Origin of the sequence: Belnapia rosea (genome assembly GCF_900101615.1) — a bacterium.
Classification (GTDB): domain Bacteria; phylum Pseudomonadota; class Alphaproteobacteria; order Acetobacterales; family Acetobacteraceae; genus Belnapia; species Belnapia rosea.
Map to the genome: position 1 here is coordinate 348,304 of NZ_FMZX01000002.1, position 24,367 is coordinate 372,670.

The following is a 24,367-nucleotide window of genomic DNA, read 5'->3' on the forward strand; positions in this document are numbered from 1 at the left end:
TCAGCTCGTGGTCCCACCCCGGGCGGGTTTGCGCTCGCTGATCAGCGCCTCCCGCACGACGGACCGGAATTCGCGCCGGTAGAGCTCGCGCAGCACCAGCAGGCTGGCCAGGATCAGCGCCACGGGGTGGAGAATCCAGGCCAGCGCGGCGAGGCCGAAGTAATAGGCCCGCAGCCCGCTGTTGAAATGCTTGCCGGCGCGATTGGCGACCTCGGCGGCGATCGCCGCATGGGGCAGCCGCCCTGGGTCCCGCGCATCATGGGAGATGCCGCCCATGACGATGGAGCAGTAGTTGAACTGCCGCAGCGCCCAGGTCAGCTCGAAGAAGGCGCGGACGAAGATCAGCAGCAGCAGGGCGATCTTCATCTCCCACAGCGCCTGATCCGGCACCATGGCGAAGGGCAGGGCACCGAAGACCCGCGCGCCGAGTTCCGGGCTGCTCAGCATCGCCACCAGGCCGCCCAGGATGAAGATGGCGGTGTTGGCCAGGAAGCTGGTGCTGCCCATCAGGTTGCCGATGATCTGCGTATCCATGATGCGGTTGTCCCGCGTCACCATGGTGCGCATCCAGCGGCGGCGATGTTCATCCATCGCCGCGATGACACTGCGCCGCCGGAGTGCCGGGTGGTGGTCCACCAGCGCGGAATAGCCGGCCCAGCACGCGACGAAGACGCCGAGCGCAAGCCAGTCGAGCAGGGTCAGGGAGGTCATCGGGGGAGTATAGCGCGCCCAGCAAAAAGGGCGGGCCGTTGCCGGCCCGCCCTCTCGCATCCGTCCCGGGCGGGATGGCTCAGGCCATCGCCTTCTTCAGGTTCTCGTCGAGCTTCGAGAGGAAGGCCTGGGTGCTCAGATAGGGCTGGTCCTTGCCGATCAGAACGGCAAGGTCCTTCGTCATGGAGCCGCTCTCGACCGTCTCGATGCAGACCTTCTCCAGCGCCTCGGCGAAGGCGGTCACGTCCGGCGTGTTGTCGAACTTGCCGCGATAGGCGAGGCCACGGGTCCAGGCGAAAATCGAGGCGATCGGGTTGGTGCTGGTCTCGCGGCCCTTCTGGTGCTCGCGGTAGTGGCGGGTGACGGTGCCGTGGGCGGCCTCGGACTCGACCGTGTTGCCGTCCGGGGAGAGCAGCACGGAGGTCATCAGGCCGAGCGAGCCGAAGCCCTGGGCCACGATGTCGGACTGCACGTCGCCGTCGTAGTTCTTGCAGGCCCAGATATAGCCGCCTTCCCACTTCAGCGCGGAGGCGACCATGTCGTCGATCAGCCGGTCCTCATAGGTCAGGCCGCGCTTCTCGTACTCGGCCTTGAACTCGGCGTCGTAGATGGCGCGGAAGATGTCCTTGAAGTTGCCGTCATAGGCCTTGAGGATGGTGTTCTTGTGGCTGAAATAGACCGAGTAGTTCCGGGCCAGGCCGTAGTTGAAGCTGGCGCGGGCGAAGCCCTCGATCGAGGTGTTCAGGTTGTGCTGCATCATGGCGATGCCACCCGCCTTGAAGGCGAAGTCGCCGATCTCCTGCGGCTGGCCGCCTTCCGGCGTGTAGGTCATCGTCACCTTACCGGCGCCGGGGACCTTCATCTCGACGGCGCGGTAGATGTCGCCATAGGCGTGGCGGCCGACGACGATCGGCTTCGACCAGTGCGGCACCAGGCGGGGCACGTTGGAGCAGATGATCGGCTCGCGGAAGATCGTGCCGTCGAGGATGTTGCGGATGGTGCCGTTCGGGCTCCGCCACATCTTCTTCAGGCCGAACTCCTTCACCCGCGCCTCGTCCGGGGTGATGGTCGCGCATTTCACGCCGACGCCGTACTGCTTGATGGCGTTGGCGGCATCGACCGTCACCTGGTCATCGGTCTGGTCGCGGTACTCGATGCCGAGGTCGTAATACTTCAGGTCCACATCCAGGTAGGGGAGGATGAGCTTCTCCTTGATGAACCCCCAGATGATGCGGGTCATCTCATCCCCGTCCAGCTCGACGACGGGGGTCTTTACCTGGATCTTTGCCATGCGGTCCTCGTGGTCTCCCGCGCCAGGCGCCGGGGCGCCGCGGGGGTGTTTGGGGCGGCCGGAACATCGCACCCGTCAGGGACCTGGGCAAGCCCATCCGCCCGCCTTGCTTAGTTTCGATATCGACACGCTTGCCGGTAGCGGCAGTTTCATGCTTAGTCGCGTCAGGCGTGTCGGACGGCAGCCGGGAGATCGCAGGAGAGCATGATGCCTTCGGTTTCGCTGCTCCGCCGTGAACCCGGTCCCGTTGCGGATGTTCTGGGGCGGGGCATCACGGCCAATGGTTGTCGGGCGGGCGGTGCCACGCATGTACGATAGAAGCCAGGGCGCCAACTCCCCCGTCTTCCAGCCCGGCCGGGAGCCTTCCGCCATGCCGAACGATCAGGCCTTCCTTGCTACCCGTCATGGTCCTGTCCTGGCCGGGCTCTGCGCCGACGAGCTGCGCGAGCGCCATCCGCGCATCCAGGCCGCCGCCGCAGCCGGCGACTTCCGGGGATTGCAGGCGGAGGCGCATGCCCTGCGCGGCGTCGCGGCCAATTTCGGGCTGGGCGTGCTGGCGGAGGACCTTCTCGCGCTGGAGACGGCGGCGCGGCAGTCGGATGCGGACAGGCTGCGCAGCCTGCTCGGCCGGCTGCCGGACGAGGTGGCCAAGGCCCTTACCGCCCTCGGCCAGAACAAGCCCTGACCGCTCAATAGACCAGGATGGAACCCAACCCGTGCCGTGCCCCGGCGCGGGCCAGGGTGCCGTCGGCCTTGGCGACGGTGAGGAAGCTGTTCACCTCGGCGAGCCAGGGCGCGTCGCCACGGGGCACGGCATAGCCATAGAGCGTCTCCCCGAATCGGTCCGGCGCCTCGATGACCCGGGCCCATTCATGCATCAGCAGCATGCGCCGCGTGTAGGCGAAGTCGCTGATGAAGACATCCGCCCGGCCGGCCTGGACTTCCGACTCGCGGGTGCGGGGTGCGCGGACGACCATCACCTCGGCCTGCTTCAGGCTGCGCCGCATCAACGGTTCGGCCAGCGTGCCGGCCGCGACGGCGACCACCGTGCCGACCGTGTCGACATCCTCCCAGCGGGTGACGCGGTTGCTCTCCCGCGTGGTCACGGCATAGATCGAGCTTGTCATATAGGGCTTCGAGAAGGCGACCCGCTGCTGCCGCGCCGGCAGGATGCCGACGCCCATCATGGCGATGTCGCAGGCGCCGGCCTCGAGCCGGTCCATGAACTCGGCGAAATTGGTCTCGACGAAGCGCAGCTGGACGAGCAACCGGTTGGCCAGCGCGCGTGCCATGTCGATGTCGAGCCCTTCAAGCTCGCTGTTGCGGGGGTTGCGGTAGCTGACGGCGAAGTAGTCCGGCCAGATGCAGACGGCCAGCTCGCCCCGGCTGCGGATGAGGGCCAGCCGGTCCGGCGGGGGCGGGGATAGCGCCGGCTCGGCCGGGTTGCGCGCCGGGGGTTGGGCTGGGGGTTGGGCCTGGGCGGGTGGTGCGGCTGCCGGGGGGCGGGTAGCGGCAGCGGGCGGCGTGTGGCCGGGCGGCTGGATCTGGGCCCTTGCCGCATTCATCTCGAAATTGGCAACCATGAGTGCAATAACCTGCGCGACAATGCAGCCCTTCGCGACACTGGACGCCCTCATCCGCCGGTCCCTTCGTCTTGGTGCCGCCAAGCCGACGGAGCCACGGCCCTGGTTGCTGTTCGGCGCGGCGGTGGGCTTGGTGGCGGCATGTCTCGCCGTCATTTACGGTATTGTCCTGGAACGAGGCCAGCGCGATGCCCTGGCCGAGGCCGAGAAGCTGACGCAGAGCGTGGCCGCCGCCCTGGCCGACCAGCTCACCCGTGCCACGCAGATCGTCGAGCTGGTGCTGAACGACCTCGCCGAGACCCCGCGGGAGGCGAGCCCGGCCACCTTCGCCGAGGTGATGGCGAACCGGCTGCGGGACCTGGCGCAGATCCGCGCCCTGGCGGTGACCGATGCCACCGGCCGGATCACCCATGCGACCGTCGACTCGCTCCGTGACCTCACGGTGGGGGAGCGCGAATGGTTCCGGGTGCTGCGCTTCGGCGGGCAGACGCTGCGGCTCGGCGCGCCGGAGGCGGGACGGTATCTGGGGGCGGGCAATGCCACGATCCTCGAGAGCCGGCTCTGGACCATCCCGCTGGCCCGCAGCCTGCGCTCGGCGCGAGGGGAGTTCGAGGGGGCGGCGGTCGCGCTGCTGAACCCCGACTACTTCAGCGGCGTCTCCCGCCGCTATGCCGAGGCGTTCGGCGTCACGGTGCGGCTGCATTCCCTCAACGGCCAGCTGCTCACCCGCTCGGATGGCAGTTCCCACGGAATCGGGCAGCTCCATTCCAGCGCCTGGCTGTTCCGCGACTTCCTGCCGCGGCGTGAGATCGGCACCTTCCAGGGCCTCGACCAGGACGGGCAGGAGGTGATCGCCAGCTTCGCGGTGACCCGTCAGGGCAGCGTCGTGGTCGAGGTGGCGCGTGACCGGGCGGATGCCTTCGCCGCGCTCCGCCAGCTCGGCCTGGTGCTCGGCGGCGGGGTGGGGGCGGCGGCGGCGGCGACGCTCGCCGCGCTCTGGATGATGCTGCGCCTGGCGGAGAAGCTGCAGCGCCAGGGCAGCCGCCTGGCCCTGAGCGAGAAGGAGGCGGTGGCCGCCAGCCGTGCCAAGGAGGACTTCCTGGCCGCGATGAGCCATGAGATCCGCACGCCGATGAACGGCGTGATCGGCCTGTCCGGCCTGCTGCTGGACACCGGGCTCGACCCGCTGCAGAGGCGCTATGCCGAGACCATCCAGGGCTCGGCCGAGCATCTGCTGATGGTGCTGAACGACATCCTCGACTTCTCGAAGCTCGAGGCGGGGATGATGGAGCGGGAGGAGGTGCCCTTCGGCATCGAGGCGGAGCTCTCGACCATCGTCGAGCTCTTCGCCCCCAAGGCGGCGGGCAATGGGGTGGAGCTGGTCTGTTCCCTTTCGCCCGGCATGCCGGCGCGGGTGGTGGGCGATCCGGGGCGCCTCCGCCAGCTGCTCTTCAACCTCGTCGGCAATGCGGTGAAGTTCACCGAATCCGGCTGGATCGAGATCGGCCTCTCGGCCGAGCGGGAGGGTGATGGCTGGCGCCTCTCCTGCCGCGTCAGCGATACCGGCATCGGCATCGACCCGGCGAAGATCCCGCTGCTCTTCGAGCGCTTCACCCAGGCCGATGCCTCGATCAGCCGGAAATATGGCGGGACGGGGCTTGGCCTCGCCATCTGCCGCAAGCTGGTGGAGGGGATGGGCGGCAGCATCGGCGCGGTGGCGCGGCCGGGTGGCGGCAGCGTCTTTCGCTTCGACCTGCTGGTGGGGCTGGCGCCGGATGGCGCGGCGGAGGCGCGGGAGTCGCGGCCGCTGGCGGGCAAGCGGGTGCTGGTGGTGGACGACCTGGAGCTGAACCGGGAAATCCTGACCCGCCAGCTCCTCGTCCTCGGTGCCGAATCCCAGGGCGCGGCGGATGGCGCGGCGGCACTGGCCGCGCTGCGCGAGGCGGAGGCGGGCGGGCGGGCTTTCAACGCCGTGGTGCTCGAGGCCGAGCTGCCGGGCGAGGAGGGGGCGGCGCTGGCCAGGTCCCTGCGCGAGGCCGCGGGCGGGAAGGCGCCGGCCATCATCCTCTGCGTCACCGGGGCCCAGGCCCTGCGGGAGCCACCGGCGCCCGGGCTGGTCGATGCCATCTTGCTGAAGCCGGCCCTGCCGACCCGCTTCCGCGAGGCGCTGCTGCAGGCGCTCGGCGGGGTGGAGGCGGCGCGGCCCGCGCCTGCCAGCGCGCCGGCCACGGAGCTCGGCCTCAAGGTGCTGCTGGTCGAGGACAATGCGACGAACCAGCTGGTGATGCGGACCATCCTCCAGCGCGCCGGCTGCGAGGTGGAGGTGGCGGCGGATGGCGCCGTCGCGGTGACCGCGGCGCGGCGGGAGGCCTATGATGCCATCCTGATGGACCTGCAGATGCCGGTGATGGACGGGCTGGAGGCGACGCGCCAGATCCGCCGCAGCACGGGGCCCAATCGCCGGACCAGGATCATCGGCCTGACCGCGGCGGTCGGCCCGGTCTTCGAGCAGCAATGCCGGGCGGCCGGGATGGACGAGTATCTCGGCAAGCCGGTGCAGCGCCCGGCGCTGCTGGCCATGCTGGGGCTCATCGAGCCGGCACGGCCAGCCTAGGGCCTAGCCCCGCGCGATCCAGGGCATCTTGGAGGCGGCGATGGTGACGAACTGGATGTTCGCGTCCAGCGGCAGGTTCGCCATCATCAGGATGGTGCTGCCGACATGGGCGACATCGAAGGTCGGCTCCACCTTCATCTCGCCATTGGCCTGCTTCACGCCGCGTGCCATCCGGGCCGTCATCGGCGTCGCCGCATTGCCGATATCGATCTGGCCGCTGACGATGTCGAAGGCGCGGCCATCGAGCGCCAGGGTCTTGGTCAGGCCGGTGATGGCGTGCTTGGTCGAGGTATAGGCAACGCTCTCGGGCCGCGGGACATGGGCGCTGATGCTGCCGTTGTTGACGATGCGGCCGCCTTGCGGCGACTGCTGCTTCATGATGCGGAAGGCGGCCTGGGCGCAGAGGAAGCTGCCGGTGAGGTTCACCTGGACGACGCGCGCCCAGTCCTCGTAGGCGAGATCCTCGATCGGCCCGGCCGGGACATTGCCGCCGGCATTGTTGAACAGGAAGTCGAGCCGGCCCCAATCCGCCTTCAGCCGGTCGAACAGGGCGTTGACGGAGTTCGGGTCGCCCACATCGGTCGGGACGGGGATGGCGCGGGAGGCGGCATCGCCGGCAAGGCCCACCGTCTCCTCCAGCGCATCGCGGCGGCGGCCGGCGAGGGCGACGGTCCAGCCGCCGCCGAGCAGGGCCAGCGCCGCGGCCCGGCCGACGCCGGAGCCGGCGCCGGTGACGACGGCGTATTGGGTGGTCATGAGTCTCTACTCCTCGCAGGCGGGCTTCGGCGTCCTGGCCGGGGGCTGGAGCCGGTATTGGGATGGCCGGGCCGGCACGGGTCAAGCCCGTGCCGGCTGGCGGTCAGCTATTGGGACCGCGGCCCATGCCGATGGGCTGCCAGCGCTGCAGCGCCGTGTTCTGCAGCACGGCCGGGTTGACGCAGCTCATCGGCCACTTGCCCTGGAGGACGAGGGCCAGCTCATGCCCCACGCGCCGCTTCCGCGCCTCGTCGAAGCGCGCCGAGGCGGAGGCGACATGGGCGGTCAGGGTGACATTCTCCATCCGCAGCAGCGGGTTGTCGGGCGAGGGCGGCTCGACCTCCAGCACATCCAGGGCGGCATGGGCGATCCAGCCTTCCTGCAGCGCCTTGATCAGCCCCGCCTCCTGCACGGTCGGGCCGCGGCCGGTATTGATGAAGATCGCGTTCGGCTTCATCTGGCGGAAATGCTGTTCCTTCAGCATGTGATGCACCTCGGGACGCGCCGGGGCATGCATGCTGACGAAGTCGGATTGCGAGAGAACCTCGGTGAGCGTCGCGGGCTGCACGCCGTATTCGGAGATCAGCATCTCCTCGACGAAGGGGTCATAGGCGATCATCCGCAGGCCGAAGGGCGCGGCGCGGCGGGCGACGGCGCGGGCGACGCGGCCGAAGGACACGAAGCCGAGGGTCTGGCCCATGAGGCGCGGGATCTTGAGCAGCGCCGGGCGGCCTTCCTTCCAGCGGCCCTCGCGCACCATCCGGTCCTGCTCCAGCAGGCGGCGGAAGCCGGCCAGCAGCAGGGTCATCGCATGGTCGGCGACCTCCTCGATGAAGGTGTCGGGGATGTTGGTGACGGGGATGCCGCGCGCCGTCGCCGCCTTCACATCGACGCTGTCGACGCCGACGCTGCCGAGGGTGATGACCTTGCAGCGCTCCAGGCCGTCGATGATCTCCCGGGTGATGGGGATGCCCTTGGCATAGATCGCATCGGCATCGCGCGCCGCGGCGATGAAGCCGGCCGTGTCGGTCGGCGCCTCGATGATCTCGGCATCCAGCCCCTCAAGGGCCTCGCTCTCCAGCGCATAGCCGCCGCCGGCGACGGAGAAGCTGGCCCCGGTGGGCGTGACGATCCTGTACTTGGCCATGGTCCGGTCCCTTCCTATTGCGGCGGCCGCGCGCGGATCGCGGCCTCGTTCACCTCGGCGCCCCAGCCGGGGCCGGTGGGCAGCACCAGCTCGCCATTCTCGATCATCGGCGGGGGCGTGAATTCGTCGCGCCAGGAGACGCTGTCGATGTCGATCTCCATGACCCGGAAATTCGGGATGCAGGCGCTGAACTGCGCGCTGATCAGGGTGCAGAGATTGCCGTAGAAATTATGCGGCGCGCAGTTGACCTCGTAGACGTCGCACATGGCGGCGATCTTCATCGATTCCGCCAGGCCGTTCCAGATGACGTCGACGATGCCGACATCCATGGAGTAGTGCTCGAGGAAGGGGCGGAATTCCCGGCGGCCGTGCAGCGTCTCGCAGGAGGCGATGGGGCAGGGGGCCATGCGCTTGATGGTGGCGAGCGCGGCGGCGTCATGGGAATCGATCTCGAGCCAGGTAAGGTCGAATTCGGCCACCGCCTCGGCCACGCGCTGGAAGCCCTCGGTGCGGAAGTGGAAATTGGTGTCGAGATGGATGCCCATCTCCGGCCCCACCGCGTCGCGGATGGTGCGCAGGTGGTGCCTGAGCTGGGCGAGGGTGCGGTTGTCCCAGTTCAGTTCCGGCCAGCCGGCATGGCGGCCGAAGCCGGGCGAGTACTGGTAGAGGGGCCCATCCACGCCGGGGATCAGGATATTGGTCTTGAGGCCGCGGAAGCCCATCGCCTTCACCTCGGCGGCGTGGCGGGCGACCTCCTCGTAGTCGGTGAGCGGCGGCACGCCCATATGCTTCGCGTTGCGCACGCGGTAGCTGCCGAAATGCGACCAGTAGACCGGGATGCGCTCGCGGATCGGCCCGCCGAACAGGGCATGGACCGGGATGTTGCGGGCACGGGCGGCGATGTCGAGCAGGGCATTCTCGATGGCGGCGATGGCCTGCTGGTTCAGCCCGCCGCGCGACTGGCGGGTCATCACATGCAGCCAGGCGGTGACTTCCTCCCAGCGGGTCGGGTCGCGGCCGATGATGAGCGGGGAGAGACCCTCGATGACGGCGGAGAGGCCGGTGCTGCCGAAGCTCTCATTGTATTCGGACCAGCCGACCAGCCCGTCATCGGTCGTGACCTTCAGGAAGGAGAACAGCCGCCAGCCCGCATCCGCGCGCAGCGTCTCGACCCGGGCGATCTTCATCGCAGCCTCCGTTTCCACCCCTTGGACGCAAGCGAAGCATGGCGAGGGCGGCTCCACAAGACGGCGGGGCGGGGCTAGCCTTCACGCTCAGCGCGGGAGGATGCGATGGGCAAGCTGGCGGGGAAGATCACCTGGGTGACCGGGGCCGGGAGTGGCATCGGCGAGGCGGTGGCCGAGCGCTTCGGGGCGGAGGGCGCCGTCACGGTCCTGACGGGACGGCGGCGGGAGCGGCTGGAGGAGGTGGCTGGGCGCATCCGCGCCGCCGGCGGCACCGTGCATGTGCAGCCCGCCGACCTGATGCAGGCGGCCGAGGTGCAGCGCGTGGCGGACTGGATCGGTGCCGAGCTCGGCCGGCTGGACGTGCTGGTCAGCAATGCCGGGCTCAACGTCACCGAGCGGAGCTGGGCGCGGCTGACGCCGGAGGGGATCGACGAGCTGATCCGCGGCAACCTCACCTCGGCCTTCTACGTGGCACGGTCCGTGCTGCCGATGATGCGGGCGCAGGGGGGCGGCGTGATGATCCACACCGCATCCATGGCCGGGCGGAATGTCGGCGCCATGAGCGGCGGCGGCTACTCGGCGGCGAAGCATGGCGTGGTGGCGATGAGCCACAGCATCAACATGGAGGAATGCGTCAACGGCATCCGCTCGACCGCCTTCTGCCCCGGCGAGGTGAATACCGAGATCCTGAAGAAGCGGCCCAATCCGCTGACGCAGGAGGAGCTGAACCAGATGCTGCAGCCGGCGGATTGCGCCGATCTCATCGCCTATGTGGCGACGCTGCCGCCGCATGTGACGATGAACGAGGTCTGGCTGACGCCGACGCATAACCGCGGCTATGTCGCCGCGCTCGGCCGCAAGCTGTAGCCGCGGCCGAGCGGGGGCGGTTACTCCTTCACCGCCCCCGTGAGGGAGGAGACGTAGTAGTCGACGAAGAAGGAATAGAAGATGGCGACGGGCAGCGAGCCGAGCAGGCTGCCCGCCATCAGCGCGCCCCACTGGTACACGTCGCCCGAGACCAGCTCCGTCAGGATGGCGACGGGAACGGTCTTGTTCTCGCTGCTCTGGATGAAGGCCAGCGCATAGATGAACTCGTTCCAGGACAGGGTGAAGCTGAAGATGCCGGCGGAGATCAGCCCTGGCACGGCGAGGGGCAGGGTGATCTGGCGCAGGATCTGCAGCCGCGTCGCGCCGTCGATCAGCGCGCATTCCTCGAGCTCATAGGGGATCGACTTGAAGTAGCCGATCAGCAGCCAGGTGCAGAAGGGCACGAGGAAGGTCGGGTAGGTGAGGATCAGCGCCAGCGGGCTGTCGAACAGGCCGAGGCGATAGACCATGGTCGCCAGCGGGATGAAGAGGATCGAGGGCGGCACGAGATAGGCGAGGTAGATCGCCAGGCCGACATACTGGCTGCCCTTGAAGCGCAGCCGCTGGATCGCATAGGCCGCGAGCGTCGAGGAGAAGAGCGAGAGGAAGGTGGCGCAGATGGCCACCGTCATCGTCGTCACCAGCCAGTGCGGATAGGCGGTGTTGAACAGCAGGTGCTTGATGTGGTCGAGGGTCGGCGAGCCGATCCAGAAGGGGTTGTAGGTCTTGTAGTCGAAAAGCTCGGCATTCGGTTTGAAGGCCGTCACCGTCATCCAATAGAAGGGGAAGAGCAGGATGATGACGAAGCAGGCGAGCGGCAGGTAGAGCGTCACCATCCGGCGCGCCTTGCTGTCCCAGGCCATGGTCTCGGGCTGGGCGGTGGCCGCATTGCCCTGGGCGGGCTGCGGCAGTGCGGCGGCGTCAGTCATTGCCTTCTCCTTGCTGCCACTTGCGCCGGGCCAGGCCGAAATAGCTGAAGAGCGTTGCGAAGACGAGGAAGGGGATCATCGAGACGGCGATGGCCGCGCCCTCGCCAAGCTGCCCGCCGGGGATGCCGCGCTGGAAGGCGAGCGTCGCCAGCAGGTGGGTGGAGTTCACCGGCCCGCCGCGGGTGATCGCGTAGACCAGCTGGAAGTCGGTGAAGGTGAAGATGATGCTGAAGGTCATGACGATCGCCAGGATGGGCAGCAGCATCGGGAAGGTGATGAAGCGGAAGCGCTGCCAGGCGGTGGAGCCGTCGAGCAGCGCCGCCTCGTAGAGCGAGGGCGAGATGGTCTGCAGCCCGGCCAGCAGCGAGATGGCGACGAAGGGAATGCCGCGCCAGATATTCGCCGCGATCAGCGAGAAGCGCGCCGGCCAGGCGCTGCCGAGGAAGTCGATATTGTTGTTGAGCAGGCCGAGCTTCTCCACCAGCAGGAAGGAGATGATCGAGAATTGCGGGTCGTAGATCCACCAGAAGGCAATGGCGGAGAGCACCGTTGGCACGATCCAGGGCAGCAGGATGATGGCCCGGAGCAGCGACTTGAAGGGCAGGTGGTTGTTCAGCAGCAACGCCAGCCAGAGGCCAAGGGCGAATTTCCCGATCGTGGCGATGCCGGTATAGAAGACGCTGTAGAACACCGCGTTCCACCAGAGCGGATCCTCCAGCAGGTACTGGAAGTTCTCGAGCCCGACCCAGTAGCCGCTGCGGCCGATGGTGGTGTCGGTGAAGGCAAGCCAGATCCCGAGGCCGAGTGGGTAGGTGAGGAAGACCAGCAGCAGCCCCGCCGCCGGCAACAGGCAGGCGAAGGCGAGGAAGGGCTTCCAATCGAACAGCCGGACCAGCCAATTGGGCTGCTGGTTCGGCCGGTTCCAGGCCAGTGCTGTGGTGGCGGACATGCGTGGCTCCCCGGTCGGAGGCGGCGCCGGGCTGGCGCCGCCCGCGCGGCTCAGCGGCGGAAGTAGCGGCGGGCGCGGCGCTCGGCCTCGCGCGCGGCGGCCTCGGGCGTCGATTGGCCCGAGGCGACGGCGGCGCACATCTGCACCATGACGTAGTCGGCGGTGGCGGCGCCGGTCGCTTCCGAGAGCGGGCCCTTGTAGCCGTTATAGAAATTGGTGCGCATCGTGTCCTTGAAGATCGCCACCTTCGGGTCGCTGGTCCAGACCGCGCTCGCGCCGTAATTCGCCAGCGGATGCGCCCAGTAGCCGAGATTGGCGTTCAGCCAGGGGTCGTACTGCTCACGCTCCAGCATGAACTGGAGGAAGGCCTTGGACGCGTTCGGATAGCGGCTGTGCTTGAACAGCATGGCGTTGAGCGTGAGCCCGGCCATCGGCGACTCGCTCAGGACGCCCTTCGGCAGCACCTGGTGCTCGCTGTCCTCGGCGATGGCGGCGGTCGCCGGGTCGTTCTTGACGCTGAAGTAGAGCGAGACGCCGTTCGCGGTCATCCAGCACTCGCTCGCCGCATAGGCGCGGTTGTTGCTGATGTCGCCCCAGGAGAGCGTGCCCGGCAGGAAGGTTGGGTAGAGCTCCTTCAGGTAGTTCAGCGCGTTGACGGTCTCCTTGCTGTTGATCGCGACCTTGCCTTCCTCATCGACGAGGTAGCCGCCATGCGACCAGACGAGCCAGTTGGCGAAGCCGTTGCCGTCGCCGACCGCGTTGCCGAGGGCGAAGCCGGCCGGCTTGTTCGCCGCCTTCAGCTTCTTGCAGAGGTCGAGATAGCCGGCATGGTCGTCCGGCACGCGGTCGAAGCCCGCGGCCGTGACCGCCGACTTCCGGTAGATGGTCGGGCCTGCGGTCGCGCCGAAGGGCAGGCCGATCCAGTTGTTGCCGCCATGCTTCTTGCCGTAGCGCTGCGCCAGCGCCAGCCAGCCGCCATAGCGCTTGCCGAGATAGTCGGCGACATCGGTCAGCTCGACCAGCTTGTCCTGGTAGATATGCGGCGCATCGCCGAAGCCGATGATCATGTCCGGCCCGGCGCCGGTATTGGCCGTCACCGCCGTCTGCTGGGTAATGTCCTCCCAGCCGACGAAGTCGACGCGGACCTGCACGCCGGTCTTCTGGGTGAACTTCGCAGCATTGGCGCGGAACACCTCCTCATCCGGCTGGACGAAGCGGACGGGGCGCAGCATGCGGAGCGTGGCGCCGCTTTCGATCTGCAGCCGGGGCTCCGGCGTGTCGGCGGCCTGGATCTGCGACTGGGCGGAGGCGCGGGTGGCGGCGAGGGCCGCGGCCGAGAGGCCGAGCTTCAGCGCCGTGCGCCGTTGGATGATGTTCATTCTTGTGTCTCCCCGTTCTGCTGTTCTTGTTTCAGGCGGCGAGGCGCCGCCCGGAGCCGGATTCGAAGAGGTGGACGAGGTCCATCTCCGGCATGATGCGGATGGTCTCGCCCGGGCGCGCGGTCACCCGCTCGCGGAAGGCGCAGGTGAGGGGGGTGTCGCCGATGCGGGCGATCACCTGGGTCTCGGAGCCGGTCGGCTCCACCAGCACGACGGTGGCGGGCATGCCGTCCTCACGCAGCTGGATATGCTCCGGGCGGATGCCGTAGATCCCGGCCTCGCCGCGGGCACTCTGCGGCAGGGGGAAAACCGCGCCGCCCTCGGCCTGGAAGCCGCCTTCGCCCATGCCGCCCTTGACCAGGTTCATCGCCGGCGAGCCGATGAAGCCGGCGACGAAGAGGTTGGCGGGCCGGTCATAAAGCTCGAGCGGCGGGCCGGCCTGCTCCACATGGCCGCCATTCATCACGACGATCTTGTCGGCCATGGTCATGGCCTCGATCTGGTCATGCGTGACATAGACGGTGGTGACGCGCAGCCGCTGGTGCAGCTCCTTGATCTCGGCCCGCATCTGCACGCGCAGCTTGGCGTCGAGGTTGGAGAGCGGCTCGTCGAAGAGGAAGACCTGCGGGTTGCGGACGATGGCGCGGCCCATGGCCACGCGCTGCCGCTGGCCGCCGGAGAGCTGGCGCGGGTAGCGTTGCAGCAACGCCTCGAGGCCGAGGATCTTCGCCGCCCGGCCGACCTCCTGCTCCATCACCTCCCGCGGCGCCTTGGCCAGCTTCATCGAGAAGGCCATGTTGTCGAAGACGGTCATGTGCGGGTAGAGCGCGTAGTTCTGGAACACCATGGCGATGTCCCGGTCCTTCGGCGGCACGTTGTTCACCACGCGGGGGCCGATGGCGATCTCCCCGCTGGTGATGTTCTCGAGGCCCGCCAGCATGCGCAGCAGGGTGGACTTGCCGCAGCCGGATGGCCCGACCAGCACCACGAATTCCCCATCCGCGATATCGACATTGACGCCGTGCAGCACCTGCACGGGGCCGAAGGCTTTCCGGACGTTGCGGATCTCGACGCTGGCCATTGGTCCTCCCTGGTGGGCGCGGCTTGTTGTCGTTCAGGCGAAACGGGAGACCTGCGTCTCCTTGGAGGTGATGAACTCGAGCAGCACGGGCACGCCCTGCTGCGTCTTCTCGATGCCGCGCCGGATGGCGGGGATGATCTCGGTCGGGTCGGTCACCCGCTCGCCATAGCCGCCGAAGGCGCGGGCCATGGCGGCGTAGTCGCCGGAGATGTCGGTGCTGCGGTACTTCTCCGTGCTGACCGGCATGACCTTCAGCTCGATCGCCATGGAGAAATTGTTGAGCAGGACGGACATGATGGGAATGCGCTCGCGCACGCAGGTCTCGAAATCCATGCCGGTGAAGCCGATGGCGGCATCACCCCAGACATTGATGCAGAGCTTCTCGGGCGCGGCGAGCTTGGCCCCCATGGCGAGGCCGAGCCCGTAGCCGAGCTGCGTCGTCTTGCCCCAGCCGAGATAGGAGAGGGGCGTGGTGGACTTCCAGAAGGGCGAGAGCTGGTCGCGCGGGCTGCCCGCATCATGGGTGATGATGGTGTTGTCGCGGTCCACCGTGTGCTGCAGGTCCCACAGCACGCGATAGGGGTTCAGCGGCGCGTCCTTGTGCGTCAGCTTCGGCATCCATTCGGCAAGCCAGGGCTCGCGGATGGACTGGATCTCGGCCGCGACCGGCGCCGGGTCGCGCGCCGAGGAGACGAGGCCGGCAAGCTCGCCGAGCAGGGCATCGAGCGTCAGCGCGGCGTCGCCGATGAGGCCGATCTCGGCCCGGACATCCTTGTTGAGATGTGCCGGGTCGAGCGTCGCATGGATGATGCGGGGGCCCTTCGGCATGCGGACGCCGAAATTGGTCTCGGTGAAGGAGCAGCCGATGCCGAGGATGACATCCGCCTGGTCGAGGAAGTGGCGCACCGGCTTCGGCATGGCGAGGCCGCCCGAGCCGAGGCTCAGCGGATGGTCCTCGTTGAAGGAGGACTTGCCGCCGAGGCTCGACGTCACCGGCGCGGCCAGCAGCTCGGCGAGCGCCTTGAGCTGCGGCCAGGCGCGGGCCCAGTGGACGCCGGTGCCGGCATAGATCACCGGGCGCTTCGCATTGGCCAGCAGGGCGGCGGCGCGTTTCACATCGGCCGGGTCCGGCCCGTAGCGCGTCGCCATCACCGGCTGGTAGTCGAGCGGCTCCGGCACCTCCTCGTTCCACATATCGGTCGGGATCTCGACCAGCACGGGGCCGCCGCGGCCGTTGCGCAGCTGGGTGAAGGCGCGGCGCAGGATGTTCGGCACCTCGGCGGCGAGGGTGATCGGCTCCGCGCTCTTGGTGATGCCGCGCATGGCGATGGTCGAGTTGAAATTCGGGTCGACATGCGCGAGGCGGCGCGGATAGCCCATCGGCAGGACGAGGATGGGCACGCTCTCGCCATAGGCCTGGGCGACGCCGCCATAGGCATTCTCGCTGCCCGGCCCGTGCTGCATGCAGAAGGCGCCGATCTTGCGCCCCGAGGTGACGCGGGAGATGGCATCGGCCATGTGCAGGCCGATCCGCTCCTGCCGGACCATGACCGGGCGGATGTCGCGCGCGGCGGCGTGCTCGATGAGATGGTTCACCGGATAGCCGGTGAGGATCTCGATCCCCTCGCGCCGCATGATGTCAGCGATGGCGTCGCCGAGTTTCATGGCCGTCCTCCCCCGAGCCGGGCCATTCGACCCTGGTTGCGCGGCCGGAGCCCGGCAGCGCTTTCGTTTCCAAGGGCAGCCTAGCCCCCGCCGCCCAAGCAGCGCAACCGGGCCGCCCGGCTTTTCCGGGGAGGTTCCCGCATCCTGGAATCACGCCATACTCAGGCCCGGTCACATTCCGTCCAGGGGGAGAGTGCATGCCGCCGACCATCACCGAGGCCGAATTCGAGGCGCTGCTCGCCCGCGCCGGAATCCCGCTTACCCCGGCGCAGCGGGCGGGCATCCTTCCCGCGCTGGGCGGGCTCGCGGCGATGCAGGCGCTGATCCGCACCCCGCCGCCGGCGGCCGAGGCGGAGCCTGCCACCATCTTCGCCTGCGCGGTCCTCGGGGAGGCCGGCCGATGATCCCGAGCATTGCCGAGGCTGCCGCGCTCATCGCCGCGCGCAAGCTCTCGCCGGTCGAGCTCACGGAAGACTGCCTGGCCCGGGCTGAGCGGCTGGACGGCACCCTGCATGCCTTCATCCGGCTGATGCCGGAGGAGGCACGGGCGGCGGCGCGGGCGGCCGAGGCGCGGATCATGACGGACGGGCCGCGCGGACCGCTGGATGGCATCCCTTTCGCGCATAAGGACATCTACGGCACCGCGGGCATCCCGACGACGGGCCACTCCCGGGTGCTGCAGGACCACGTGCCGGCGGCGGATGCCACCACGGTGGCGAAGCTGGCCGAGGCCGGCATCGTGATGTTCGGCAAGCTGGCGACGCATGAATTCGCCTTCGGCGGGCCGAGCTTCGACCTGCCCTGGCCGCCGGCGCGCAATCCATGGAATCCGGACCACTTCACTGCCGGCTCCTCCTCCGGCACCGGGGCGGCGGTCGCGGCCGGGATGGTGCTGGGCGGGACGGGGTCCGACACCGGCGGCTCCATCCGCGGGCCGGCGGCGCTCTGCGGCATCACCGGCATCAAGCCGACTTATGGGCTCTGCTCCCGCGCCGGCATCCTGCCGCTGGCGCAGAGCCTCGACCATGCCGGGCCGATGGCCTGGACGGTGGAGGATTGCGCCATCCTGCTCCAGGCCATGGCGGGTCATGACGCGGCCGATCCCGCCAGCGCTGACCGGCCCGTGCCCGATTTCCGCGCCGGGCTCGGCCAAGGGGTGCGCGGGCTGCGCATCGGGGTGGTCCGGCATTTCCACGAGACGGATTATCCGGTGAGCCCGGCGACGCTCGCCGGCATCGACGGTGCGGCCGAATTCTTCCGCGCCGAGGGGGCGGAGGTGCGGGAGGTAACGCTGCCCTCGCTCGCCGCCTTCAATGCCTGCGGCTGGATCATCCTGCTGGCGGAGGCCTTCGCCGTGCATGAGGGCTGGATGCGGCGCGACCCCAACCTCTATGGCGAGCTGATGCGGGACCGGCTGGTGCTGGGCGGGCTGCTCTCGGCCGCCGATGTGCTGCAGGCGCAGAAGCAGCGCCGCGCCCTGATCGCCGCGACCGAGGCGGCGGCGGCGGAATGCGACCTGCTGCTCACCGCGGCGCAGCCCGCCGAGGCGCCGCGGATCGAGGCCGTGCCGAAATGGGGCTTCCTCGAGCGGCCCAATTTCACCATCCCCTTCAACGTCACCGGCTGGCCCGGCATCACCGTGCCGACCGGCTTCGGCGAGGGCGGGCTGCCGGTGGCGATGCAGCTGGTCGGCAAGCCCTTCGCCGAGCCGCTGCTGTTCCAGGCGGCGGATGCCTATGAGCGGGCGCATGGCTGGCGTGCCAGGCGCCCGGCCATGGCTGCCTGAGCGGGCGTGACCCGCAGCGATGGGGAATGGGAAGCCTGGATGGCGGCGGCGCAGGCCGGCGATGCCGCCGCCTATGACCGCCTGCTCCGCGCCGCCCTGCCCCTGCTGCGGGCCGTGGCCCGGCGCCGGATCGCCCATGCCGCCGAGGCGGAGGATGCCGTGCAGGATGCCCTGCTGACCATTCACACCCTGCGCCACAGCTATGAGCCGGGGCGGCCGATCCGCCCCTGGCTCGTCGCCATCTGCGAGCGCCGGGCGATCGACCGGCTGCGCCGCCATGGCAGGCGCGGCGGGCGGGAGACGCCGATCGAGGATTTCCATGAAACCTTGGCGTCACCCGGGGCGAATCAGGGGGAGGCGCGGGTGGCCTCCGCTGAGCTGCGGGCTGCCGTCGCCGAGCTGACGCCGGCCCAGCGCACCGCGCTCGGCCTCGCCAAATTGGAGGACCTGCCGCTGGCGGAGGCCAGTGCCCGGTCCGGCATGTCCGTGGGCGCGCTGAAGGTGGCGACCCATCGGGCGATGAAGGTGCTGCGGCGACGCCTGGGCGTGGAGGAGTAGGTGCGGACCGAGGAGCTGATCGGTGAGCTGGCGGGTGGCCTCAGGCCGGTGCGGCGCATGGCCTCGCCACGGCGGCAGGCGGCGTTGTGGCTCGGCTTCGCCACCCTGGCCGTGGGTCTTGCGGTGCTGGCGAACGGGCTGCGGCACGACCTGCAGGAGCGGATGCTGATGCCGCAGGAGGTGGGGCAGTGGCTCGCCTCCATCCTCGCCGGGGGCACCGCCGCCCTGTCCGCGGCGATGCTGGCGCGGCCGGACCGCTCGTCGCGCTGGGCGCTGCTGCCGCTGCTGCCGCTGGCCGCCTGGTTCGCCAGCCTCGGCTGGGGGTGCATGGCCGATCTGGGCCGGCTCGGACCCATGGAGGGGCAGCTCGGGACGAGTTGGGGGTGCCTGCGCTTCATCCTGGCGATGGGCCTGCCGCTGGCGGCCGGGCAGTTCTGGCTTCTGCGCCATGCCGGGCCGGTGCGGCCCTGGCCGGTGCTGCTGCTGGGCGGGCTGGCCTCGGCCGCGCTCTGCTCGGCCGGGCTGAGCCTGTTTCACCACCTGGATGCGGCGGTGATGATCCTGCTCTGGCACGGCGGCGCCATGGTGCTGCTGGTGCTGGTGGGCGCCCTGCTCGGGCGCCCGCTGCTGGCGCGTCGGCCGCGCTAGCCTGGGCTGGATGCGTCGTCTCGCGTGACGGAGGGGGGAAAACCACGACCATGTCCCGACGTTGGCCTGCCGAACTGTGCGGCTTCGTCGGCCGGACACCTGACGGATATCGAGGGAGGTCATCATGGATCCGGATCGCATGACAGGGGCTGCCCAGCAGGCGAAGGGCAGGGCCGAGGCGGCGACGGGACAACTGGCCGGGGATGCCAAACTTCGCTTCGAAGGCCGGGCCGACGAGGCTGCCGGAGCCCTCCGCAGCACCGCCGGCGAGGCCAAGGACGCGGCCCGGCAGGCCACGGAGGACCCCCAGTCCGAGGTCGAGCAGCTTCGCGCGAAGGTGGAGCAGCTTTCGCGGGAGCCTGCCACCCCCAGGCTGGACGCCGCGGCGAGGGCGGCGGACCATTACGGCGCGGAGCTGGACCGGTATCTGGACGTCATTCGGCAACGTCCGCTCATCTCGGTCGGCGTGGCAGCGGGTGCCGGCTTCCTGATCGGGCGGTTGTTGAGCGGCGACAGGTATGTGAACCGGTTCTGACGATCGGAACCACCCGCGGCCGGCAACGGCAACGAGGCGCTGGGGGCGGTTGCAACGGTGTGGCCGAGCGCAAATATCCGCGACGATCATGACTGTCCTGAAGCTCCTGCCGCTGCTTTTCGCGCTGCTCTATCTCGCCCCCCTCGGCATTGCCGCCCTGCTCCACCAACGTGCCGGCATCGGCGCGGACTGGTGGAGTGCCGACCGGTCCAGTATCGGCAATCTGCCGCCGGCGGCGCGCCACCAGGCGGCCGTGGTCCGGGTCTTCGCCGCGCCGACCGTCCGCTGGCGGGGCATCTTCGCCGTCCACTGCTGGGTGGTCCTGAAGCCCGAGGGGGCCGGCGCCTATACGCGCTACGACTACACCGCCTGGGGCGACCCGATCCGCGTCAACGGCTTCGAGGCCGATGGGCGCTGGTTCGGCCGCAACCCGGAGCTGATCTTCGCGGCGGATGGCGAGGCTGCGGAGGCCCTGATCCCCCGCATGCAGGACGCCATCGAGGCCTATGCCTGGCGAAACCGCGGCGACTACCGCGCCTGGCCTGGCCCGAATTCCAACACCTTCGTCGCCGCGCTGCTCGATGCCGTGCCGGAGGCCCGGGTGGCCCTGCCGCCCACCGCGATCGGCAAGGACTTCCCCTATGATGGGCGCTGGATCCGGCGCACGGCCTCGGGTACCGGCCTGCGCCTGACGCTCGGTGGCTATGCCGGCCTGACCATCGGATGGGTCGAGGGGATCGAGGTCAACCTTCTCGGTGGCGTCGCCGGCATCGATTTCCGGCGTCCCGCGCTGAAGCTGCCCGGCCTTGGCCGCCTCGGCATGCCGATCATGGATCCGGCCTGAGACGTCCCGGATAGGATCCGGGACGCCTGGGCTGCCGCCGGCCTCGGACAGATGGTTGCCTTCCTGGCCGATCAGCCGGTTCGCCTGCGCGATGCCGGTCGGTTCGTTGACCAGGGCGATTGGCGATGCCTCGAGTCGCGAATTGCGATGCAAGCCACCTCGCGTCCCCCAGGGATGCCGGCACGGCTTGACGCCGATCCATCGCTCCCCGTCCAATCGCCCCGAATAGAGCCCAACGCCGGGCCGAGGGGGAACGCCAATGCCGGACCATGCCAGCGCCGCCAATGCCACCGTCGCCTTGCGCCTCGCGGAGGCCTTCGCGCGGCACGGGGTGACGCTCACCTTCGGCCAGAGCCTGCCCTCGGCCTTCCACCTTGCCGCCCCGCATGCCGGCATCGACCAGAAGGTCTACCGGCAGGAGAATGCCGGGGGCGCCATGGCGGATGGCTATGCGCGCATCTCGCGCAAGGTGGGCGTCGTCACCGCCCAGAACGGCCCGGCGGCGACGCTGCTGGTGGCGCCGCTGGCCGAGGCGCTGAAGGCCAGCATCCCCGTCCTCGCGCTGGTGCAGGAGGTGACGCGGGACGCGACCGACCGCAACGCCTTCCAGGAGCTCGACCACCTCAACCTCTTCGCGCCCGTGGCCAAATGGGTGCGGCGGATCGACCGGGCCGATCGGCTCGAGGATTACGTGGACATGGCCTTCACCGCCGCCGCCTCGGGGCGGCCGGGCCCGGCCGTGCTGCTCGTGCCGGCCGACCTGCTGACCGAGGCGGCGGCGGCCACCGGCGCGCTCCGGCCGCGCCATCTCTCGCTGGGCCGCGTGCCGCTCGACCGGTGCCTCGCCGACCCATCGGCCATCGCCGCGGCGGCCGAGGCGCTGGCCGCGGCGCGGCACCCGCTGGTCGTCGCCGGCGGCGGCATCCACCTTTCCGACGCCTCGGCCGAGCTCGCGGCCCTGCAGGAGGCGGCGCACCTGCCGGTCGCCACCACGGTCATGGGCAAGGGCGCGGTGGACGAGACCCATCCGCTGACCCTCGGCATCATCGGCTATGTCATGGGGCAGGGGGCGCGGACCACGGCGCTGCGGCCGATGGTGGAGCGGGCCGACCTCGTCCTGCTCATCGGCAACCGCACCAACCAGAACGGCACGGATAGCTGGAAGCTCTTCGCTCCCGGCACCCGGTTCATCCATCTCGACATGGACCCGATGGAGGTGGGGCGAAACTACGAGGCGATGCGGCTGGTCGGCGATGCCAAGCTGACGCTGGCCGCCCTGACGGCGGAACTGACGCGGCGCGACCTCTCGGCCCGCGCCGCCGCCCGGCCGGCGATCGAGGCGGAGATGGCCGAGGCCATCGCGGATTGGCGCCGGACCATCGCCGACGTTACCACCCGCGATGCCCCGCTCTGCCGGCCGGAGCGGCTGATGGCGGAGCTGGACCGGCTGATCGGGCCCGAGGACATCGTGGTGGCCGATGCCTCCTACTCCTCCATCTGGATCGCCAACTACCTGACGGCACGCCGGCCCGGCCAGCGCTTCCTGACGCCGCGCGGCATCGCCGGCCTCGGCTGGGGCCTGCCCATGGCGATCGGCGCCCGGATCGCACTGGAGGAGAGCGCGCCGGGCGCGCGGGTCATCTGCCTCTGCGGCGATGGCGGCTTCGCCCATAGCTGGGCGGAGCTCGAGACGTTGCGGCGGATGGAGTTGCCGGTCGTCACCCTGGTGCTGAACAACGGCATCCTCGGCTACCAGAAGCATGCCGAGGAGGTGAAATTCGGCGAGCACACCAAGGCGGTGTTCTTCGCCACCGTCGACCATGCCGCCATCGCCCGCGCCTGCGGCGTCGAGGGCATCCGCGTCGCCCATAGCCGGGAGATCGGCCCGGCGCTCGGCGCCGCGCTCGATGCCCGGCACCCGGTGCTGCTCGACGTGCTGACCGACCCGGACGCCAAGCCGCCCATCTCCTTCTATGCCGGCCACTATCCGGAGCCTTTCTGATGCTCGCGCTGCGCAAGGCGGGGGCCGGCTTCGGCCTCGAATTCCAGGAGGTGCCGGAGGCGCCGCCGCCCGGCCCCGGCGATGTGGTGGTGGAGGTGGAGGCCGCCGGCATCTGCGGCTCCGACGTCCATGCCTATGAATGGACCGGCGGCTACGAATTCATGACCCCGCACATGCCGCTGACCCTCGGCCATGAGTTCAGCGGCCGGATCTGGCGCACCGGCACCGGTTCCGGCTGGGCGCATGGGACGCGGGTGGCCGTCATCCCCTTCGTCGCCTGCGGCCATTGCGCCGCCTGCCGGGCGGATGACGCGCGCAACTGCACCCAGCGCCAGGGCATCGGGCTGACGCGGGATGGCGGCTTCGCCCGCATGGTCCGCATCCCGGCGCGGTGCTGCGTCGCCGTGCCCGATGCGGTGGATGCCGAGCTGGCGGCGCTGGCCGAGCCGCTCGGCGTCGGGGCGGAGGCGGTGCTGACCGGCGAGGTGGGGCTCGGCGAGACGGTGCTGGTGCTGGGCCCCGGGACGATCGGCCAGGCGATCGCGCTCATGGCGCGCCGCGCCGGCGCCGCCCGGGTGATCGTCGCCGGCCGGGCCGACGCGCCGCGCTTCGAGGTGCTGCGCGCGCTCGGCTTCCATGATCTGGTCGATGTGGCGGAGGGGCCGCTGCGCGACCAGGTGATGGCGCTGACCGGCGGCCGCCCGGTGGATGTGGTGCTGGAGGCGACAGGCGTGCCGGCCAGCCTGAACGAAGGCCTCTCGGTGCTGAAGAAGGGCGGGGTGATCGTCGCCGCCGGCATCCATGCCGGCGCGCTCACCCTGCCGCTGACGGAGTTCGTCCGCATGCGCCACCAGCTCCGCGCCACCCATGGCGCCGCCCGCCGCACCTGGGACCGGGTGATGGCGCACCTGGCCGAGGATCCGGAGGGCTTCCGCCCGATGATCACCCATCGCCTGCCGCTCGAGCAGGGGATCGACGGGTTCGAGCTCGCCCGGCAGCGGGCCGCCAGCAAGGTGATCCTCGCGCCATGAGCAACGAAGGGAAGGTCGCCCTGGTCACGGGCGGGGCACGCGGCATCGGCGCCGCCATCGCGGCGAAGCTGGCGGCGCTCGGCCACCCCGTCGTCGTCGCGGATGTGCTGGAGGAGCGGGAGGCGACCGCGGAGGCCATCCGCGCGGCTGGCGGCAAGGCCCGCGCCATCGCCCTCGACGTCGCGGACGACGCGGCGGTGGCGGCCCTGCCGGCCGCGCTCGGCGACTGGTGGGGACAGCTCGGCGTGCTGGTGAACAATGCCGGCATCTCGCCCAAGGGGCCGGATGGCCGGCGCCGCCCGATCCGCGAGATGCCGGCCGAGGAGTGGCGCCGGGTGCTGGCGGTCAACCTCACCGGGGCCTTCCTCGTCTCCCAGGCCTGCATCCCGCCGCTCCGGGCGCGGGGCTGGGGCCGCATCATCATGCTGACCAGCCAGGCGGCGCGGGCGAAGAGCCAGATCGCGGGCGCCCATTACACGGCGGCCAAATCCGGGCTGATGGGCTTCGCGCGCAGCCTCGCGACCGAGCTGGGGCCGGATGGAATCACCGTGAACAGCATCGCCCCCGGCCGGATCGACACGCCGATGGCCCGTGGCGCGGCGGCCGGGGCGAATGACGCCTTCGCCGCCAATATCCCGCTCGGCCGGCTCGGCACCCCGGGGGATGTGGCGGAGGTGGCGGCTTTCCTGGCATCGGAGGCGGCCGGCTACCTGACGGGCGCCACCATCGATGTCGGCGGCGGCAGCTACATGCCGTAACCCTTGGGGACAGGGCGGGATATCGGGCTTCCTTGACACCCCACCC

Annotated in this window: 23 protein-coding genes; 12 read left to right on the forward strand and 11 right to left on the reverse strand. The window is 69.9% G+C overall.

The features are described from left to right. Together BLR02_RS07815 and BLR02_RS07820 are read right to left on the reverse strand one after the other, a co-directional pair. Positions 1 to 711, reverse strand: coding sequence for a DUF599 domain-containing protein (locus BLR02_RS07815; RefSeq protein ID WP_090662175.1), 711 nt, complete (start codon positions 709 to 711; stop codon positions 1 to 3). Between the two features lie 79 nt (positions 712 to 790). Next, positions 791 to 2,002 (reverse strand): NADP-dependent isocitrate dehydrogenase, encoded by a 1,212-nt coding sequence (locus BLR02_RS07820; RefSeq protein ID WP_090563241.1) that lies wholly within the window; start codon positions 2,000 to 2,002, stop codon positions 791 to 793. A 307-nt stretch (positions 2,003 to 2,309) separates the two neighbouring features. Here BLR02_RS07820 and BLR02_RS07825 point away from each other — a divergent pair, with 307 nt between their 5' ends. Then, positions 2,310 to 2,687, forward strand: a complete 378-nt coding sequence (locus BLR02_RS07825; protein ID WP_176849435.1) for an Hpt domain-containing protein — start codon at positions 2,310 to 2,312, stop codon at positions 2,685 to 2,687. 4 nt (positions 2,688 to 2,691) lie between these two features. Here BLR02_RS07825 and BLR02_RS07830 read toward each other — a convergent pair whose 3' ends face one another. Then, positions 2,692 to 3,585, reverse strand: a complete 894-nt coding sequence (locus BLR02_RS07830; protein WP_143018068.1) for a substrate-binding periplasmic protein — start codon at positions 3,583 to 3,585, stop codon at positions 2,692 to 2,694. Here BLR02_RS07830 and BLR02_RS07835 point away from each other — a divergent pair. Beyond that, on the forward strand, positions 3,584 to 6,199 hold the full coding sequence (locus BLR02_RS07835; RefSeq protein ID WP_218127890.1) for a hybrid sensor histidine kinase/response regulator: 2,616 nt from the start codon (positions 3,584 to 3,586) through the stop codon (positions 6,197 to 6,199). The two genes, BLR02_RS07830 and BLR02_RS07835, sit on opposite strands and share 2 nt — an antisense overlap. 3 nt (positions 6,200 to 6,202) lie before the next feature. On the opposite strand, the gene BLR02_RS07840 is transcribed toward BLR02_RS07835, so the two are convergent. The 3 genes from BLR02_RS07840 to BLR02_RS07850 form a co-directional block, all read right to left on the reverse strand. Next, entirely contained in the window at positions 6,203 to 6,955 is a 753-nt protein-coding gene (locus BLR02_RS07840) for an SDR family oxidoreductase (RefSeq protein WP_090662181.1), read from the reverse strand. Positions 6,956 to 7,058: 103 nt separating this feature from the next. Continuing rightward, positions 7,059 to 8,102, reverse strand: a complete 1,044-nt coding sequence (locus BLR02_RS07845) for a C-terminal binding protein (RefSeq protein ID WP_090563250.1) — start codon at positions 8,100 to 8,102, stop codon at positions 7,059 to 7,061. A 14-nt stretch (positions 8,103 to 8,116) separates the two neighbouring features. After that, positions 8,117 to 9,289, reverse strand: a complete 1,173-nt coding sequence (locus tag BLR02_RS07850; protein WP_090662184.1) for a mandelate racemase/muconate lactonizing enzyme family protein — start codon at positions 9,287 to 9,289, stop codon at positions 8,117 to 8,119. Between the two features lie 105 nt (positions 9,290 to 9,394). On the opposite strand from BLR02_RS07850, the gene BLR02_RS07855 reads away from it, so the two are divergent. Next, positions 9,395 to 10,156, forward strand: a complete 762-nt coding sequence (locus BLR02_RS07855; protein WP_090563252.1) for an SDR family oxidoreductase — start codon at positions 9,395 to 9,397, stop codon at positions 10,154 to 10,156. 20 nt (positions 10,157 to 10,176) lie between these two features. Here BLR02_RS07855 and BLR02_RS07860 read toward each other — a convergent pair whose 3' ends face one another. The 5 genes from BLR02_RS07860 to BLR02_RS07880 are packed head-to-tail and all read right to left on the reverse strand — an operon-like array spanning position 10,177 to position 16,261. Beyond that, entirely contained in the window at positions 10,177 to 11,085 is a 909-nt protein-coding gene (locus BLR02_RS07860; protein ID WP_090563253.1) for a carbohydrate ABC transporter permease, read from the reverse strand. After that, on the reverse strand, positions 11,078 to 12,034 hold the full coding sequence (locus tag BLR02_RS07865) for a carbohydrate ABC transporter permease (RefSeq protein ID WP_090662187.1): 957 nt from the start codon (positions 12,032 to 12,034) through the stop codon (positions 11,078 to 11,080). Before BLR02_RS07865 ends, BLR02_RS07860 begins: the two co-directional genes overlap by 8 nt. A 50-nt stretch (positions 12,035 to 12,084) precedes the next feature. Then, positions 12,085 to 13,413, reverse strand: a complete 1,329-nt coding sequence (locus BLR02_RS07870; RefSeq protein WP_090563255.1) for an ABC transporter substrate-binding protein — start codon at positions 13,411 to 13,413, stop codon at positions 12,085 to 12,087. Positions 13,414 to 13,444: 31 nt separating this feature from the next. Continuing rightward, a complete protein-coding gene (locus tag BLR02_RS07875) occupies positions 13,445 to 14,494 on the reverse strand; it encodes an ABC transporter ATP-binding protein (protein WP_090662189.1) in 1,050 nt (349 codons plus the stop codon). Positions 14,495 to 14,527: 33 nt separating this feature from the next. Then, positions 14,528 to 16,261: a thiamine pyrophosphate-requiring protein gene (locus BLR02_RS07880; RefSeq protein WP_090662192.1), complete on the reverse strand. Its 1,734-nt coding sequence runs from the start codon at positions 16,259 to 16,261 to the stop codon at positions 14,528 to 14,530. 95 nt (positions 16,262 to 16,356) lie between these two features. Between BLR02_RS07880 and BLR02_RS29355 the strand changes: the two genes are divergently transcribed. The 9 genes from BLR02_RS29355 to BLR02_RS07920 all read left to right on the forward strand — a co-directional run bounded on the left by BLR02_RS29355 (position 16,357) and on the right by BLR02_RS07920 (position 24,321). Continuing rightward, positions 16,357 to 16,563: a hypothetical protein gene (locus BLR02_RS29355; RefSeq protein WP_176849436.1), complete on the forward strand. Its 207-nt coding sequence runs from the start codon at positions 16,357 to 16,359 to the stop codon at positions 16,561 to 16,563. Beyond that, a complete protein-coding gene (locus tag BLR02_RS07885; RefSeq protein ID WP_176849437.1) occupies positions 16,560 to 17,945 on the forward strand; it encodes an amidase in 1,386 nt (461 codons plus the stop codon). Before BLR02_RS29355 ends, BLR02_RS07885 begins: the two co-directional genes overlap by 4 nt. 6 nt (positions 17,946 to 17,951) lie before the next feature. Then, on the forward strand, positions 17,952 to 18,503 hold the full coding sequence (locus BLR02_RS07890) for a sigma-70 family RNA polymerase sigma factor (RefSeq protein WP_245704678.1): 552 nt from the start codon (positions 17,952 to 17,954) through the stop codon (positions 18,501 to 18,503). Beyond that, on the forward strand, positions 18,504 to 19,151 hold the full coding sequence (locus BLR02_RS07895; protein ID WP_090563259.1) for an NrsF family protein: 648 nt from the start codon (positions 18,504 to 18,506) through the stop codon (positions 19,149 to 19,151). Positions 19,152 to 19,275: 124 nt separating this feature from the next. Next, the gene (locus BLR02_RS07900; protein WP_090662195.1) at positions 19,276 to 19,686 is read left to right on the forward strand and encodes a CsbD family protein; all 411 of its coding nucleotides are present in this window, start codon (positions 19,276 to 19,278) and stop codon (positions 19,684 to 19,686) included. A gap of 88 nt (positions 19,687 to 19,774) precedes the next feature. Continuing rightward, positions 19,775 to 20,530 carry a DUF3750 domain-containing protein gene (locus tag BLR02_RS07905; protein ID WP_090563262.1) on the forward strand — a complete coding sequence of 252 codons (756 nt, stop codon included), beginning with the start codon at positions 19,775 to 19,777 and terminating at the stop codon, positions 20,528 to 20,530. 259 nt (positions 20,531 to 20,789) lie between these two features. Continuing rightward, positions 20,790 to 22,532: an acetolactate synthase catalytic subunit gene (locus BLR02_RS07910; RefSeq protein WP_090662198.1), complete on the forward strand. Its 1,743-nt coding sequence runs from the start codon at positions 20,790 to 20,792 to the stop codon at positions 22,530 to 22,532. Next, positions 22,532 to 23,563 carry a zinc-dependent alcohol dehydrogenase gene (locus BLR02_RS07915; protein WP_090662200.1) on the forward strand — a complete coding sequence of 344 codons (1,032 nt, stop codon included), beginning with the start codon at positions 22,532 to 22,534 and terminating at the stop codon, positions 23,561 to 23,563. Before BLR02_RS07910 ends, BLR02_RS07915 begins: the two co-directional genes overlap by 1 nt. Then, a complete protein-coding gene (locus BLR02_RS07920) occupies positions 23,560 to 24,321 on the forward strand; it encodes an SDR family oxidoreductase (RefSeq protein WP_090662203.1) in 762 nt (253 codons plus the stop codon). The genes BLR02_RS07915 and BLR02_RS07920 overlap by 4 nt, the downstream gene beginning before the upstream one ends. Positions 24,322 to 24,367 lie beyond the last annotated feature (46 nt).

What these genes read in the sequence shown, in the direction of transcription:
- BLR02_RS07860 (WP_090563253.1), bottom strand. Translation starts at nt 11,085, where the DNA reads ATGACTGACGCCGCCGCACTGCCGCAGCCCGCCCAGGGCAATGCGGCC.
- BLR02_RS07820 (WP_090563241.1), bottom strand. Translation starts at nt 2,002, where the DNA reads ATGGCAAAGATCCAGGTAAAGACCCCCGTCGTCGAGCTGGACGGGGAT.
- BLR02_RS07845 (WP_090563250.1), bottom strand. Translation starts at nt 8,102, where the DNA reads ATGGCCAAGTACAGGATCGTCACGCCCACCGGGGCCAGCTTCTCCGTC.
- BLR02_RS07920 (WP_090662203.1), top strand. Translation starts at nt 23,560, where the DNA reads ATGAGCAACGAAGGGAAGGTCGCCCTGGTCACGGGCGGGGCACGCGGC.
- BLR02_RS07840 (WP_090662181.1), bottom strand. Translation starts at nt 6,955, where the DNA reads ATGACCACCCAATACGCCGTCGTCACCGGCGCCGGCTCCGGCGTCGGC.
- BLR02_RS07850 (WP_090662184.1), bottom strand. Translation starts at nt 9,289, where the DNA reads ATGAAGATCGCCCGGGTCGAGACGCTGCGCGCGGATGCGGGCTGGCGG.
- BLR02_RS07870 (WP_090563255.1), bottom strand. Translation starts at nt 13,413, where the DNA reads ATGAACATCATCCAACGGCGCACGGCGCTGAAGCTCGGCCTCTCGGCC.
- BLR02_RS07855 (WP_090563252.1), top strand. Translation starts at nt 9,395, where the DNA reads ATGGGCAAGCTGGCGGGGAAGATCACCTGGGTGACCGGGGCCGGGAGT.
- BLR02_RS07865 (WP_090662187.1), bottom strand. Translation starts at nt 12,034, where the DNA reads ATGTCCGCCACCACAGCACTGGCCTGGAACCGGCCGAACCAGCAGCCC.
- BLR02_RS07875 (WP_090662189.1), bottom strand. Translation starts at nt 14,494, where the DNA reads ATGGCCAGCGTCGAGATCCGCAACGTCCGGAAAGCCTTCGGCCCCGTG.
- BLR02_RS07910 (WP_090662198.1), top strand. Translation starts at nt 20,790, where the DNA reads ATGCCGGACCATGCCAGCGCCGCCAATGCCACCGTCGCCTTGCGCCTC.
- BLR02_RS07825 (WP_176849435.1), top strand. Translation starts at nt 2,310, where the DNA reads ATGTACGATAGAAGCCAGGGCGCCAACTCCCCCGTCTTCCAGCCCGGC.
- BLR02_RS07815 (WP_090662175.1), bottom strand. Translation starts at nt 711, where the DNA reads ATGACCTCCCTGACCCTGCTCGACTGGCTTGCGCTCGGCGTCTTCGTC.
- BLR02_RS07905 (WP_090563262.1), top strand. Translation starts at nt 19,775, where the DNA reads ATGACTGTCCTGAAGCTCCTGCCGCTGCTTTTCGCGCTGCTCTATCTC.
- BLR02_RS07885 (WP_176849437.1), top strand. Translation starts at nt 16,560, where the DNA reads ATGATCCCGAGCATTGCCGAGGCTGCCGCGCTCATCGCCGCGCGCAAG.
- BLR02_RS07915 (WP_090662200.1), top strand. Translation starts at nt 22,532, where the DNA reads ATGCTCGCGCTGCGCAAGGCGGGGGCCGGCTTCGGCCTCGAATTCCAG.
- BLR02_RS07835 (WP_218127890.1), top strand. Translation starts at nt 3,584, where the DNA reads ATGAGTGCAATAACCTGCGCGACAATGCAGCCCTTCGCGACACTGGAC.
- BLR02_RS29355 (WP_176849436.1), top strand. Translation starts at nt 16,357, where the DNA reads ATGCCGCCGACCATCACCGAGGCCGAATTCGAGGCGCTGCTCGCCCGC.
- BLR02_RS07900 (WP_090662195.1), top strand. Translation starts at nt 19,276, where the DNA reads ATGGATCCGGATCGCATGACAGGGGCTGCCCAGCAGGCGAAGGGCAGG.
- BLR02_RS07830 (WP_143018068.1), bottom strand. Translation starts at nt 3,585, where the DNA reads ATGGTTGCCAATTTCGAGATGAATGCGGCAAGGGCCCAGATCCAGCCG.